This is a genomic window from Streptomyces sp. NBC_00094, assembly GCF_026343125.1.
In the GTDB taxonomy this organism is placed as follows: Bacteria; Actinomycetota; Actinomycetes; order Streptomycetales; family Streptomycetaceae; genus Streptomyces.
The window spans coordinates 3,286,703-3,300,499 of sequence record NZ_JAPEMB010000001.1 but is presented as its reverse complement, the minus strand read 5'-3'; the positions used below and the strand labels follow the sequence as shown (position 1 = coordinate 3,300,499).

Genomic DNA, 13,797 nt, shown 5'->3' with positions numbered 1-13,797 from the left:
AGAAGCTGTGAACCGAGTCAACACGGTTCACGAAAAAGGGGTCAGCACACGCTGTGAAGTGGTTCCGCGCCCGTTCATCAGTAAGATCGATGTCACACGAGGATGAATCAGGGGAGATGAGTCAGGTGCCGGAGAGCGCAGCAGAGGCGGGCGCAACAGAGGTGACCGCCGCCGGGATCGCCCGGCTCGCCGGGGTCGGCCGGGCCGCCGTCAGCAACTGGCGCCGCCGGCACCCCGATTTCCCCAAGCCCGTGGGCGGTACGGAGACCAGCCCGTCCTTCTCGCTCGCCGAGGTCGAGCAGTGGCTCCGTGACCAGGGCAAACTGGCCGAGGTCCCGCTTCGCGAGCGCGTCTGGCAGCAGATCGCGGGCCACCCCGCGGGCGCGGTCACCGCCCTCGTGCACGCGGGCTGCGTCCTCCTTCTCGTACGGGACAGGTCGGCGGCCTGGCCGTCGCTCGCCGCGCTCCCCGACGAGCGGCTCACGGAGGTGCTGCCCGTCGCCCTGGAGGAGACGCTCACCGAGCGCCTCGGCCCCGAGCGGCCCGTCCTCACCCCCACCGCCTCCGCGCTGGGTGCCTCCCTCGCGCTCCTGCGCGGGGTCGCCGAGCTCGCGGCCGAGGCGGGCGGGGTCCGTCCGGCCTTCGAGTTCCTGCTCGGCCGTCACCTCGACGCCAACCCCCGGCAGTACACACTCACCCCTCCCGCCGCCGCCTCCCTGATGGCCGCCCTCGCGACCGGCCGGGCGTCGACCGGCGCCATGCCGACGGGTGCCGCCGCGACCGCCGGTGCCGCTGCGACTGCCAGGACCGCCGGATCCGCCGCGACCGCCACCGGCACCGCGACCGCCGGATCCGCCGCGACCGCCACCGGCACCGCGACCGCCGGATCCGCCGCGACCGCCACCGGCACGACCGCCCTCCCCGCCGCCCCGCTCACCGTCCTCGACCCCGCCTCCGGCACCGGCGGCCTCCTCTGTGCCGTCGACCGGCCCGGTGCGGTCTGCGGCCAGGACGCCGACCACGACCTCGCCGCGCTCACGGCCCTGCGCCTGGCCCTCGCCTCCGACGCCGACATTCGCGTCCGTACCGGCGACAGCCTGCGCGCCGACGCCTTCCCGTCGCTCGCCGCCGACGCCGTCCTCTGCCACCCGCCGTTCAACGAGCGCAACTGGGGCCACGACGAGCTGGCCTACGACCCGCGCTGGGAGTACGGCTTCCCGGCCCGTACGGAGTCCGAACTCGCCTGGGTGCAGCACGCCCTGGCCCGCCTCCGTCCCGGCGGCACCGCCGTCCTCCTCATGCCGCCCGCCGCCGCCTCCCGCCGCTCCGGCCGCCGCGTCCGCGCCGACCTGCTCCGCAGGGGCGCCCTGCGCGCGGTCGTCGCCCTCCCGGCCGGCGCCGCGCCCCCGTACGGCATCCCGCTCCACCTCTGGGTCCTGCGCAAGCCGGTCCCCGCCGAGCGCCCCGCCGCCGAACTGCTCCTCGTCGACACCGCGTCCGAGCACACGGGCCAGGGCAGGGACGGCCACGGCGGCCACAGCGGCCACGGCAGGGACAGCCGGGACCGGCTCGACTGGCCGGCCGTCCACGCCGCCGTCCTCGACGCCTGGACGGCCTTCGACCGGGACGGGACCGTCGCCGCGACCCCCGGGGAGAGCCGTGCCGTCCCCGTCATCGAGCTCCTCGACGACGACGTCGACCTCGCCCCCGCCCGTCACCTCCCGCCTCCGGCCGCCGCCGAGGGCGCGACCCAACTGGCCCTGGTCCGCGAGCGGCTGGCCGAGACCCTGCACCGGACCCGCGAGCTGACGCCGCCGCCCGTGACCGACCCGGCCACGACGGCCGGTGCCCAGGGCGGCGGCCGGCTCACGGCCACCGCGGGCACGACCACGGTCGGCGAGCTCGCGCGCGCCGGGGCCCTGGCCCTGCACGCGGGCGGCGTCGGCACGGCTCCCTCCGGCGCCCCGGTCGCGGTCCTCACCGACCACGACGTCCTCGCCGCCCAGCAGCCCTCCGGCACACTGCCCGACGGGCCGCCGGAGGAGCCGGTGCTCCTCGCCGCCGGTGACGTCGTGGTCCCGGTCGTGGGCGGCGCGGCCGTCCGGGTCGTCGACGCCGCGGCGGCGGGCGCCGCCCTCGGCCGCAACCTCCAGCTGCTGCGCCCGGACCCGGCGGCCCTCGACCCCTGGTTCCTGGCCGGATTCCTCCGGGCCACCGCCAACACCCGGCAGGCCAGCAGTTACGCCTCCACCGCGACCCGGCTCGACGTGCGGCGGCTCCAGCTCCCGCGCCTGCCCCTGTCCGAACAGCGCAGGTTCGGCGAGCGGTTCCGCGCTCTCGCGGAGTTCGAGGAGACGCTGCGGCTGGCCTCCCGGCTCGGCGAACAGCTCGTCCAGGGCCTGTACGACGGCCTGGCGGACGGCACGGTCGCGCCCTGAGGGCCGGCTGAGGGCGCCCGGGGAATCCCCGTCCCGTTCGACAACGGTTCCGTACAACCAGGAACCGTTGTCCGTGACGGTGTATACGCTCGTCTCCTACCCGATCCGTTCGAGCAGGAGCACAGGAGCAGCCGAGATGTACGGCCCCCCGCAGGCCCCGCAGTCGCCGCAGGTCCCGCAGTCTCCGTCAGGACCCGCCTCCGGCGGTCTGATCGCGCTGCGCGTCCTCTTCGTCGCGCTCGCGCTGCTCAGCTGCGGCTTCCTGGCCTGGGCGCCGCTGCTGCGTCTGGCGGTCCTCACGCGCACGGTGCGGGACTGGGTGGTCTTCGGTCTGACCTTCGTCGCGGCCACCGCCCTGTTCGTGTACATCGGCACCAGCCCCGATGAGGAGCCCAGCGACCTGGAGGCCTTCCTCGGGGTCGGCACGATCCTGGTCCTGGGTGCCGGTTCGGTCGCCTACTACCTGGTCGGGGAGATCCGGCACCACGACCGCCGTCGCGCGATGCCGATGCCCGTGCCGCCTCCGTACCGGCCGCTCGGATACGTGTACGGGCCGGACGGGAGCGCCGTCACGACGACCCCGAGCGGGGCCCCCGCCCCGTACATCTGCGCCCCTCCGCAGCCGATGCCCCCGGCCCAGCCGATCCACCCGGCTCAGCCGACGCCCCCGGCTCAACCGACCCACCCGACCCACCCGACCCACCCGGCCCATCAGCCGCCCACCGCACCCCGCATCGACCAGGTCCGCGCCGAGCTCGACGAGCTGAGCGACCTGCTGCGCAAGGACGGACGGGAAGGCGAAGACCGCAGGTGAACGGACGTGTCATCGGCGGGCGTTACGAGCTCGCCACCGTCATCGGGCAGGGCGGCATGGGCCAGGTCTGGACGGCGTACGACGGGCGGCTCGACCGCCGGGTCGCGGTGAAGCTCCTCCGGCCCGCCGGAATCGCCGGGCCCGCGACCGCCGCCGACGAGCTGCGGCGCCGGTTCGTGCGCGAGTGCCGGGTGACGGCGCAGGTCGACCACCCGGGCCTGGTGACCGTGCACGACGCGGGCAGCGACGGCGACGAGCTGTACCTCGTCATGCAGTACGTGGACGGCGCCGACCTCGCCGACCATCTGGCCGAGAACGACCCGTACCCCTGGGAGTGGGCCGTCTGCGTCGCCGCGCAGCTGTGCGCGGTCCTCGCCGCCGTCCACGCGGTGCCGATCGTGCACCGCGACCTCAAGCCGCGGAACGTGATGATCCGCCCCGACGGCACGGTCACCGTCCTCGACCTCGGCGTCGCCTCCGTCCTCGACACGGACACCACCCGCCTCACGCACACCGGTTCGCCCATCGGCAGCCCGGCGTACATGGCGCCGGAGCAGGCCATGGGCGGCGCCGTCGGCCCGTACACCGACCTGTACGCGCTCGGGGCCCTGCTCCACGAACTCCTCAGCGGTGACGTGCCCTTCTCCGGTTCGACCGCGCTCGGGGTGCTGCACCGGCACCTGTACGAGCCGCCGAAGCCGATCCGGCAGCTGAGGCCGGAGATCCCCGAGCCGCTCGAAGCGCTCGTGCTGCGGCTGCTCGCCAAGGACCCGCGCGACCGGCCGTCCGGCGCGCAGGAGGTGTACGAGCACCTGCTGCCGCTGCTGCCCGCGCGCGGCGCCCCGGCGGGGCCGATGGACCCGACCCGGCCGTTCCTGCGCCCGCACGCGCCCTGGCCGGACCGGAGCACGGCGACCGCCGCCCCGGCCCCGGCGGCCGCGCAGCCGGCGTCCCCGCCCGCGGACCCCCGGATGTACGGGACGCCCACGCCCCCACCCGTACCCGCGCACGCGCCCCGGCCCGATGTCGCCGCCGCCGTCGACGAGGTCAAGCGGCTGCTCGCGGAGGGTTCCCTGACGCAGGCGGTGGACATCCTCGGCGGCATCCTGCCCGCCGCCGCGGCCGAGCACGGGGAGCGGTCGCCGGTCGTCCGCATCCTGCGCAAGCAGTACGCGTCGACGCTGATGGACGACGGCCAGTACCGTCGCGCGCTGCCGGAGCTGCGCCGCCTCGCGGAGGACCGTGAGGCGGAGGCGGGCCCGGCGGATCCGGGGACCCTGCAGTTCCGGTACGACGCGGCGGTGTGCCGGGAGCAACTCGGCGAGACGGCGGCCGCGCTCGCGGAGTTCAGGTCGGTCCTGCCGTACTACGAGCAGGGGGCGGACCCGGCCCGCGCCTTCGACATCCGGCACCGGATCGGGCTGCTGCACCTGGCGACGGGGGAGCACGCGGCCGGACAGGCGGAGCTCCAGCGGCTGTTGTTCGACGCGGAGCGTGCCTACGGCCCGTATCACCCGCTTCCGGTGGAGTTGAGAAGGGCGCTGGAGCACCAGCGGCAGCTGGGGCGCCCTTCCTGACGGATCGGCAGGGTCACGACTCGGCATCTGATCGGGAAGTGGATCTTCCTGATCCTTTTTGCCGGTTTTGGTGCATGTAACGTTCGCGTCTGATCGTGTCCGCGCCTCCCAAGGAACCCTCATGACGACGCCCTCCGCGCCCCTCACCCCCGAGCAGCAGCCCGTCGCCCCCGAGGCGCCCTCGAAGGGGAAGAAGATCCTGAAGAAGGTCGGCGCCGTCCTCGTCGCGATCGTGGCCGTCCTCGCGTGGAAGCTCGGCGTCCCGTACCTCACGGGCGAGGCCCCGGTGCACGCGAAGGCCGGCGAGTGCGTCACCGTGACCGGCCCGGAGAACGACCCGAAGGTCGACACCGTCGACTGCGCGGCCGGCAAGGCCGACACGTTCAAGGTCGCCAAGGTCATCGACAACACCTTCGACCTGGACAAGTGCGGCGAGGAGTTCGCGGCGCTCGCGCAGCAGCTCGAGTCGGACAAGTTCGTGCTCTGCCTGGAGCCGGTCGCCGCGAAGTAACCGCGCCGACGCGCACACCGAGAAGGGCCGGAACCCCACGGAGGTTCCGGCCCTTCTTGCGTTCCGCCTGCCCGCCCGCCCCGCGTCCCGTGTCACACGAGGGACAGCAACTGCTTCGTGTGTCCGGGGAGCTCGGCCGCCGCGAGCCCCGCGACGAGGTCCCGCAGCGGCACCGGCCCGTCCACCATGAGCGTGTCGTGGGACACCAGCAGGGTCGGTACGGGGGTCCCGAGCTCGGCCTCGCTCAGCGCGGGCCCCACGCCGAGCACGCACAGGGCCTCGCCGTGGACCCGGATGCGCTCCCGGAGCCCCGCCGCGCCCCCGGCGAGCTCGACCACGTGGTCGAGGGTCCAGGGGTCGTGCGCGACGCGGTTGTCGTACGTCGCCCCCACGCCCGAGGCGACGGCGGAGACGGCGGCGAGGGTCGTGGCGGTGACGAGGGAGACGTGCGCCAGGATCCGCTCGGCGCCCCACTCGCCGTCCGGCGGTCCGGAGAGCGCGGACCCGGCGGCGGCCACGGTGTCGGCGGCGTCGAGCAGATCGCGATAGGCGCTCCGCAGAGCCTCGGCTTCGGTCATGGTCCTGGCCTCGATCTCGGTCCCGGTCTCAGGCATGGGAGGAGAACATCTCCCACGGCGCCGGCGACAGGACCTCGCCGGTTTCGAGCAGCGACTTGAGGTTGGACAGCACGGCCGGCCAGCCGGTCGAGATCCCCTGCAGCATCTCCCGGTTGGGGAGGTTCTCGTGGGTCACGGTGAGCCGGATGATCTCCTCGTGCGGCTCGACGAGGAAGGTCACGACCGACGGCCCGCCGGGCTTCTCCTCGCCCTCCGAGTCGTCGAAGGTGATGACGAGACGGTTCGGCGGCTCCGCCGCGACCACGCGGCCGACGACGTCGACGGTGCCCGAGCCGTCGATCCGCCGGTGCTCCCAGTCCGAACCGGGCTTCCAGTCCGAGACGTTGGCGTGGTCCCAGTAGCGGGCGGTCAGGTCGGCGTCGGTCAGCGCCCGCCACACCTGTTCGGCGCTCGCGCGGATGTAGGTGACGTAGACGTAGGTCGGTACGGACGTGGCCTGTTCGGTCGTCATGGCGTACTCCTCTGCCTGGTGCTTGATGGAGCTGAGGGCGAGCAGTCGGGGCTTGTCGAACCCGGAGATCCAGCGCTCCTCGATCTCGTGGATCGGCGCGGGGTTGAGGTAGTGGAGCCGTTCCCGTCCGCGTCGTACGACGGTCACGAGTCCGGCCTGGCCGAGGACGTCGAGATGCTGGGTGGCCGACTGGCGCGCCATGTCCAGGTGCTCGCACAGTTCGCGGAGCGTCTGGCCGTCGTACGCGCGCAGACGGTCGAGGAGGAGTCGTCGGGTGGGGTCGGCCAGCGCCTTGAAGACCGCGTCCACCGCTCTCGCTTCGAGGGCCATGATTCGATTATGCAGGTAGTTACCTGCATATCGTCAAGCGGAACGCGGAACGCGGGGCGCGGTCGCGGAGGGGATCGTCCGCACGCTGACGGCCTGCCTCCCGGCGAACCTCACCGGCCGGGCAGGCCTGCTCGGATTCCGCTTGAAGGAGTACCTGCCGCCGCCGCCCATGCCCGCACGCCCGCGCGACGCCCCACAAGGCCCGATCCAGACCTGCGTGACCTGCGACAAGGTGGCCTTCCGCGCCCCGGAACCGGGCGAGTGCCCGGGCTGCCTGGAGGAGAGAAGAGCCCGCGCGGCGTGACGTGCGCGCGGTCAGGCGACGCCCTCAAGGTGGAGGAGCAGCAGGGCGGAGTCGTCGTCGCCGCCACTGCCGGTGTGGATCTCGACGTCGGCGCGCAGTTGCTCCAGGGCCAGGTCGGGCTCGGGATGGCCGAGCGGGCCCTGGGCGCGGTCCAGGACCGGGTAGAACTCGCCCTCCGGGTCGCGGGCTTCACTGAGACCGTCGGTGTAGAAGAGCATGCGTTCCCCGGGGGCCAGGACGAGGTGGGTGGCGACGGGCGCGGCGGCGTCGAGGTCGCCGAACTCTCTGAGGCCGGTGAGGCCCAGGGGCGGTGCGGGCTCGGCGGGGTGGGCGAGCTCCAGGGTGCCGTCCGCTCGCCGCACGAGGGGGGCGGGGTGGCCGCAGTTCAACAGGTCGACCGTCCCGTCGTGGTGCACTTCGGCGATGATGCCGGTGACGAACCGGTCTCCTTCCGTACGGGAGCCCAGCGCCTCCTCGATGTGCGCCGGTACCTCCTCCAGGCTGTGCGGGCCTCGGGCGGCGTCACGGAAGGCGTTCAGGACGAGGGTGGCGGTGTGCAGCGCGTCGAGGCCCTTGCCCTGGACGTCGGCGACCATGATCCGTACACCGTCGGTGACGTGCACGGCCTGATACAGGTCACCGCCGACGCGCGCGGCCTTGGTGGCGGACAGGTACGAACCGGTGAGCCTGATCGGACCGTCCTGCGACGGCAGCGGCGGGACGAGGACGTCCTGGACCACCTCCGCGACCTCCCGTACGTCGACGAGGTCCTGTTCGGCCCGGCAGCGGACCCGGCTCACGTAACAGGCGGCCGCGGTGACGACGGCGTTCCCGCCCAGGGCGATCAGCAGTCGGGTCTGTCCGAGGTTGCCGTCCATCGTGGCGCTGAACAGGCAGAGCCCGGCAGCGACGGCGGCCATGCTCAGCACCGTGACCGTGGTGCCGCGCGCGGCCGCCAGGGCGGGACCGGCAGCGTAGAGCGGCAGCAGACCGAACCCGGGTCCCGCCGCGGTGGCGGCCACCACCACGATGCTCATCGCGGCGCTGGGCACTGCCCATGACCGGTGCGTCGCCAAGTGGTATGCGGGTGTCTTCATCTCCATCTGATCATCCTTCGCCGAGGGTTCGGACCCTCCCCGAGCAGCCGAGGCAGTGGCACATGGCCCCTGCTGACGCTTGCTGCCGGTCCGGCGCGACGCGGGGCCGCCCTGCGTCGGCGACCGCCGTCTGGTAGCCGAGCCTAGGGTGCCCGGCCTCCGCCGGAACCCTCCCTTCGCCCGTTCAGGGAGGGCCGTACGTCCTGAACGGACAGGGCCGAAAGGCCCGGGCCGCAGGCCGTCCCGGGACGGAAGCCGGGACGAGAACCGGGGCAAGAACCGGGGCAAGAACCGGGGCAAGGGCCGGAGCGCTCCCGGAGTGTGGATTCGTTACGGCATCTGACCGGCGGCCGGGCGTGTCACGGGGTGCGCGGGGCGGGGCCGCCCGACCGTCTCCGTATGACGAAGCCGACCAAGCCGCCCCTCGGGCTCACCGCCTGCGCCGCCGCCTGTGCCGTGGCCGCGCTGGCCCTCCCGGCGGGTGCGGTCGTGCCCCGCGCGGCGGCCGTCGCCGTGACCGTGGGGAACCCCGTCGCCGGGAACAACGGCTTCGGCGTCGTCACCGAGAAGAACGCCCTTCTGGGCAGTACGGAGTCCGAGGGCCCCGTCGCCGTCGGCGGCGACCTGGCCTACGGCGCCGGATACAACGTCTCCCTGCACACCGCCGGGACCTTCACCGCCCCCGGTGACGCCCGCCCGACCGCGCTCCTCGTCGGCGGCCGGATCGACTACGCGCACAGCAGCCCGGTGGGCGTCCTGAAGGTCCTCGCCGACGGGTACGTGAAGGTCGGCGACGCGACGGGGTCCGACGTGGTGACGAAGGACGGCAACGGGGCCACGGTCAAGACGCAGGTCACCGCGACCGGAGCCGGCCACGACGCCACACCCCGCATCGAACTCACCACCGAGCAGCCCGCGTCCTCCGTGGCCCCCGCCCCCGGCCTGATGGACTTCACGTCGCTCTTCTCCACCCACCGCGACCGCGCCGACGCGCTCGCCACCTGCGAGAGCACGGTCGAGATCGTCGACCCCGGCCGCATCACCCCGGACACGACCCGCACGAACGTCCTGCGCCTGACGGGCGCCGAGTTGAACCAGCTCGCGGAACTGACGTTCCTCGATCGCCCGACGGCGGCGGGTCCGCTGGTCATCGACGTCGACACGACGGCCACGGGAGGCGCGTACACCTGGGACGTCCCCAACCTCGCCGGGGTGAGCGGGCAGGACGCCCCGTACATCCTGTGGAACTTCGCCGACGCGACGGCGATCACGATCGCCACCGGCGACTCGATCGAGGGGACGATCTACGCGCCCCGCGCCCACCTCACGGACCTCGACCCCGCCGACATCGAGGGCGACGTCATCGTCCGCTCCCTCGCGGCGGGGCCCCTGGACGCCGGCACCCGGGCGAAGTCCCCGCGCAGGGGCGTCCAACGGGAGCTGCGGGCCCCGGTGAACGCGGGCGAGATCCACTCCTTCCCGTTCGCGGCGAAGCTGAGCTGCGGCGAGGAGCCGACGCCGCCCACCCCGACGCCCACGGACCCGACGCCCACGGACCCGACGCCCACGGACCCGACTCCGACGGATCCGACTCCGACTCCGACGGATCCGACTCCGACTCCGACGGACCCGACCCCGACGGATCCGACCCCGAGTCCGACGGACCCGGACCCGACCCCGACGGAATCCTCGTCCGAGCCCCCGACCACCCCCAGCGCCTCCCCGGGCCACCCGGGCCCGGACGGCGACCTCGCCGACAGCGGCACGAGCCCCCGCACCTACGCGGCCGCCGCCCTCGCCGTCCTGAGCATGCTGAGCGGCCTGCTGCTGGTCCGACGCTTCAGGAACTGAGCCCCCCGCGGTCGGGCGCGCCGCTCAGCCGACGTGGAGGATGCGGAAGCGATCCGGCGCCGCCGGGTCCCGGTCGGCGACGTGGATCGGCGGCCAGGTCCATTGCCGCACGGGGATGCCCGGCGTACGGGAGAACCGGATCGGCCCGCGCGTGCCCTCGACCTCCACGCTCGCCCAGGCCGCGGCGACGGCCGCCCGGTCCGTGCCGTGGGCGCGCAGGACCTCCGCGAGGGCCGTGACGGCGTCCCAGCCCTCGAAGGCGACGAAGGAGGGGGACTCGCCCAGGCGCGCGTGGAGCTCCTTCGCGACGCGTTCGCCCAGCGGGCCGAGGTGCTCGGGCAGGTAGCGCAGGAACGGGATCCCCGCGCCGTCCTCGCCCAGCGCCGCCGCCCATCCGGCGAACTCCGGCTGTCCGGCCGGAGCACCGATCAGGAGCTCCGAGAGCCGCGTGTCGCCCCGGACGGCCCTGACGATCGGCACCGCCGGTTCCGGATGGCCGACCAGCAGGAGCAGCGCGGTCGCGCCGTGGTCGACGAGCGCGTCGCACAGGGCCTCGGGCGTCAGCGCGTTCGCGTCGAGTTCGACGACGGTGCCGCCCCGGGCGGCGAGGTGGTCGCGGAGGACGCGGGTCCCGGACGCCCAGTAGACGCTCGGCTGGGTCGCCACGGCGACCCGGCTCCGGCCCGCGCCGAGGAGGAAGTCCGCGTAGATCCGCCAGCCCCGGGACTGGGCCGGGGCCAGGCGCGCGACCCACTCCGTCGGCTCCTCGGTGAGCGCGTCGAGTACGGCGGACGAGCAGAGGTACGGCAGGCCGAGCGCGTCGGCCCGGGCGGCGGCGGCCCGGGCGACGACGCTGTGGTACTCGCCCACCACGGCGGCCACGCCCAGTCCTGCCAGTTCGTCCACGGCCGCCGCGGCCCGCTCCGGATCGGCCGCGGTGTCCCGGACCACCAACTCCAGCGGCCTGCCGTGGATCCCGCCGGCCTCGTCGACCTCACGGGCGGCGAGGTCGAGCCCCGCGAGCAGATGCCGGCCGGCGTCGATCCAACCGGGCCGCGTCAGCGGGACGAGAGCGCCCACGAGGACGGGCGGCCTGTCCGTCCGCTCTGCTCTCTGCTCTGTTCCGGACGGCGAGGGGGACGTGGTCGTCGGGTTGCTCATGGCGGTCATTGAATCCATCGCCATCACCCCTGCACAACCGGTCACTTCGGGGCCGGACCCCCTTGTGCCGTCCGTCGGATCAGGGGGCCGGGTCCGCCCGGGCCGGCAGGCGCCACGCCGTCCGCGAAACCATGAGGGGTTCCCGTTCTCGCCGCTGCATTCTGGCCAGTGTCGTGTGGTGCGAGCCGGGAGAAGCGTGCGATGTGGTCGGTGGTGTCGTCGGGGGAACTCCCCGAGGGAGAGCGGTTCGAGTGGTTCGCGGACATGATCTCGCGGGAGGTGATGCCCACCGCGCTCAGCAGTGAGCTGCCCGGAACCTTCTCCGCGGAGGCGGCCCTGCTGGACCTGGGGGAGCTGCAGGTGTCCAACGTCGCCTACACGCCGCTGCGTTCGCGGCGGACACCCGCGCTCATCCGGCGGGGCGACCCCGAGCAGTACCAGCTCGGCCTGGTCACCAAGGGGGCCATGACCCTCGTCCAGAACGGCAACAGCTGTGAGGCGGAGGTCGGGGACCTCGTCTTCTGGGACACCTCGCGGCCGTCCGACGCCCGGTACGTCTCCGAGGGCGATCCGGGACAGCTCGTGATCCTCCAACTCCCGCGTGACGTCCTGCCCCTCCGGTCGAACCGGCTCGACGGACTGCTCGCGCGGCGGATGCCCGGCGGGCACGGCGTCGGGGCGGTCCTCGTCGACTTCCTGCGGTCCCTCGTCAGGCACGGCGGCGACTGCACGCCGGACGAGTTGCAGAGGATCGGCTCGACCGCCGTCGACCTCGCGGCGGCCTGCCTGGCGCAGAACCTCGACGCCGAGCAGCAACTCCCCGCCGAGGTGCGGGCGCGGGCCGTGCTCCGCCGGATCCACGCGTTCGTCGAGTACAACCTGGGCGACCCGGAGCTCACCCCGGTCGTCATCGCCGCCCACCACAACCTCTCCGTACGCACCCTCCACCAGCTCTTCAAGGGCGAGGGGGAAGGGGAGACCGTCCAGGCCCGCATCCGGCGGCGGCGCCTCGAACGGTGCCGGGCCGACCTCGAACGGCCCGAGTTCCTCACCCACCCCGTGCAGGCCATCGCGGCGCGGTGGGGGTTCAGCGGCCCGGCGGTGTTCAGCCGGTCCTTCCGGGAGGCGTACGGGGTGAGTCCGACCGAGTTCCGCGCGGGTGCGCTGAGCGTCAAGGAACGGCGCGCCGAGCGCACAGCCCGCTGACCTCGATCTTCCTAGGCTCGTAACCGTTCCATCAGGCGCGACGACGGGGGAGTCTTCATGAGGACGTGGAAGAGGACGAGGAAGAGGAACGGGCAAGGGGTCTGGGACCTGGACGGGGGTGCGGCCGTGGACGGGGGTCTCGGCCGCGCCACTCGTGCGAGCATTCCCCGGTGCGTGAACTGAGTGAACTGATCGAGGTCGAGGACCCGGCGTGGCCGGTCCTCGGCGAGGAGCTGCGGGCGGCGTCCGTCCCCGTCGAGGCGCTGGCCGCCGACGCGGAGCGGGGCGCCGCCGCGCTGCTGCAGACGCAGGTGACCGTGCGGTCGTTCCTGGGGGCGTTCGTGCTGCACAGCGGGGGCGCGTTCGTCGACGACGGCTGGTTGCGGGTGTACGGCAGTCCGGCCGCCGACAACGAGCGGCGGATGCCCGGGATCGCGCGGGTCAACAGCTATCCGCCGGTGACCGTCCCCGACTGGCGGCCCAGGGCCGGGCTCGTCGTGGCCCACGACGTGCTGGGCGGCGTGTTCGTCGTCCAGGGCGGGCCGGCGGACCAGGTCGGACTCCCGGGACAGCCCGGGGAGATCGTCTACTTCGCGCCGGACTCGCTGCGGTGGGACGCGCTGGGCGCCGGCTACGGGGCCTGGCTGTCGTGGATGCTGTCGGGCGGCACGGAGGAGTTCTACGAGGGGCTGCGCTGGCCCGGCTGGCGCGACGAGGTCCGTGAGCTGGACGGGGACCGGGGGCTCACGCTCTACCCGCCGCTGTGGTCCGCCGAGGCGCACCAGGACCTGGCGGCGACGAGCCGGAGTGTCGTGGCGATGGCCGAGCTGCTGGACCTCGAGCGGGACACGAGCATGCAGTTCGACGAGGCCGACCCCGGATTCCTGGGGGCGCTGTGAACGGGACGGTCCTGCGGACCCGGCGGCTCGACCTCGTGCCGCTCGCCGTCGCCCACGCGGAGGAGATGGCCGCCGTCCTGGCCGACCCCGCCCTGCACACGTTCATCGGCGGCGCCCCGCTGACCGCGCCCGAACTGCGCGCCCGGTACGAGCGGCTGACCGCCGGATCGCCCGACCCGGCCGTCGTCTGGGCCAACTGGGTCGTGCGGCTCCGCGACGAGGACCGGCTCGCCGGGACCGTCCAGGCGACCGTCACGGACGGCGGGCGGGTCGCGGAGATCGCGTGGGTCGTCGGCACCGAGTGGCAGGGCAGGGGCATCGCCCGCGAGGCGGCCCGGGGGCTCGTGGACCTGCTCACGACCCAGGGCGTACGAACGGTGCTCGCGCACGTCCACCCGGAGCACGCGGCCTCCGCCGCAGTCGCCCGCGCGGCGGGCCTCACGGCGACGGAGGAACGGGAGGACGGGGAGATCCGCTGGCGGCTGGGTCCTGTCCGACCCTGATCCGCCGGACGGGCCCT

The 13,797-nt window shown here is 73.9% G+C and carries 12 protein-coding genes; 8 read left to right on the top strand and 4 right to left on the bottom strand.

Annotated elements, in window-relative coordinates; all coding sequences use genetic code 11:
• Positions 1–116: 116 nt before the first annotated feature.
• The 4 genes from OG580_RS14185 to OG580_RS14170 all read left to right on the top strand — a co-directional run bounded on the left by OG580_RS14185 (position 117) and on the right by OG580_RS14170 (position 5,340).
• Positions 117–2,438, top strand: coding sequence for an N-6 DNA methylase (locus tag OG580_RS14185; RefSeq protein ID WP_267044034.1), 2,322 nt, complete (start codon positions 117–119; stop codon positions 2,436–2,438).
• A gap of 73 nt (positions 2,439–2,511) precedes the next feature.
• Positions 2,512–3,252, top strand: a complete 741-nt coding sequence (locus OG580_RS14180) for a hypothetical protein (protein ID WP_267044033.1) — start codon at positions 2,512–2,514, stop codon at positions 3,250–3,252.
• Entirely contained in the window at positions 3,249–4,829 is a 1,581-nt protein-coding gene (locus tag OG580_RS14175; protein WP_267044032.1) for a serine/threonine-protein kinase, read from the top strand. Before OG580_RS14180 ends, OG580_RS14175 begins: the two co-directional genes overlap by 4 nt.
• Positions 4,830–4,950: 121 nt before the next feature.
• The gene (locus OG580_RS14170) at positions 4,951–5,340 is read left to right on the top strand and encodes a hypothetical protein (protein WP_267044031.1); all 390 of its coding nucleotides are present in this window, start codon (positions 4,951–4,953) and stop codon (positions 5,338–5,340) included.
• A gap of 92 nt (positions 5,341–5,432) precedes the next feature.
• On the opposite strand, the gene OG580_RS14165 is transcribed toward OG580_RS14170, so the two are convergent.
• From OG580_RS14165 to OG580_RS14155, 3 genes are all read right to left on the bottom strand, one after another.
• Positions 5,433–5,954 (bottom strand): hypothetical protein, encoded by a 522-nt coding sequence (locus OG580_RS14165; RefSeq protein WP_267044030.1) that lies wholly within the window; start codon positions 5,952–5,954, stop codon positions 5,433–5,435.
• On the bottom strand, positions 5,947–6,738 hold the full coding sequence (locus OG580_RS14160; RefSeq protein WP_267048000.1) for a metalloregulator ArsR/SmtB family transcription factor: 792 nt from the start codon (positions 6,736–6,738) through the stop codon (positions 5,947–5,949). Before OG580_RS14160 ends, OG580_RS14165 begins: the two co-directional genes overlap by 8 nt.
• A gap of 336 nt (positions 6,739–7,074) precedes the next feature.
• Positions 7,075–8,160 carry a PP2C family protein-serine/threonine phosphatase gene (locus tag OG580_RS14155; RefSeq protein ID WP_267044029.1) on the bottom strand — a complete coding sequence of 362 codons (1,086 nt, stop codon included), beginning with the start codon at positions 8,158–8,160 and terminating at the stop codon, positions 7,075–7,077.
• A 399-nt stretch (positions 8,161–8,559) separates the two neighbouring features.
• Here OG580_RS14155 and OG580_RS14150 point away from each other — a divergent pair, with 399 nt between their 5' ends.
• On the top strand, positions 8,560–10,011 hold the full coding sequence (locus tag OG580_RS14150) for a choice-of-anchor A family protein (RefSeq protein ID WP_267044028.1): 1,452 nt from the start codon (positions 8,560–8,562) through the stop codon (positions 10,009–10,011).
• 24 nt (positions 10,012–10,035) lie between these two features.
• On the opposite strand, the gene OG580_RS14145 is transcribed toward OG580_RS14150, so the two are convergent.
• The gene (locus OG580_RS14145) at positions 10,036–11,172 is read right to left on the bottom strand and encodes an ABC transporter substrate-binding protein (RefSeq protein ID WP_267044027.1); all 1,137 of its coding nucleotides are present in this window, start codon (positions 11,170–11,172) and stop codon (positions 10,036–10,038) included.
• 201 nt (positions 11,173–11,373) lie between these two features.
• On the opposite strand from OG580_RS14145, the gene OG580_RS14140 reads away from it, so the two are divergent.
• From OG580_RS14140 to OG580_RS14130, 3 genes are all read left to right on the top strand, one after another.
• The gene (locus OG580_RS14140) at positions 11,374–12,378 is read left to right on the top strand and encodes an AraC family transcriptional regulator (protein WP_267044026.1); all 1,005 of its coding nucleotides are present in this window, start codon (positions 11,374–11,376) and stop codon (positions 12,376–12,378) included.
• 170 nt (positions 12,379–12,548) lie between these two features.
• Positions 12,549–13,277, top strand: coding sequence for a DUF2625 domain-containing protein (locus OG580_RS14135; RefSeq protein ID WP_267044025.1), 729 nt, complete (start codon positions 12,549–12,551; stop codon positions 13,275–13,277).
• Positions 13,274–13,780, top strand: coding sequence for a GNAT family N-acetyltransferase (locus tag OG580_RS14130; RefSeq protein WP_267044024.1), 507 nt, complete (start codon positions 13,274–13,276; stop codon positions 13,778–13,780). The genes OG580_RS14135 and OG580_RS14130 overlap by 4 nt, the downstream gene beginning before the upstream one ends.
• Positions 13,781–13,797: the final 17 nt, after the last annotated feature.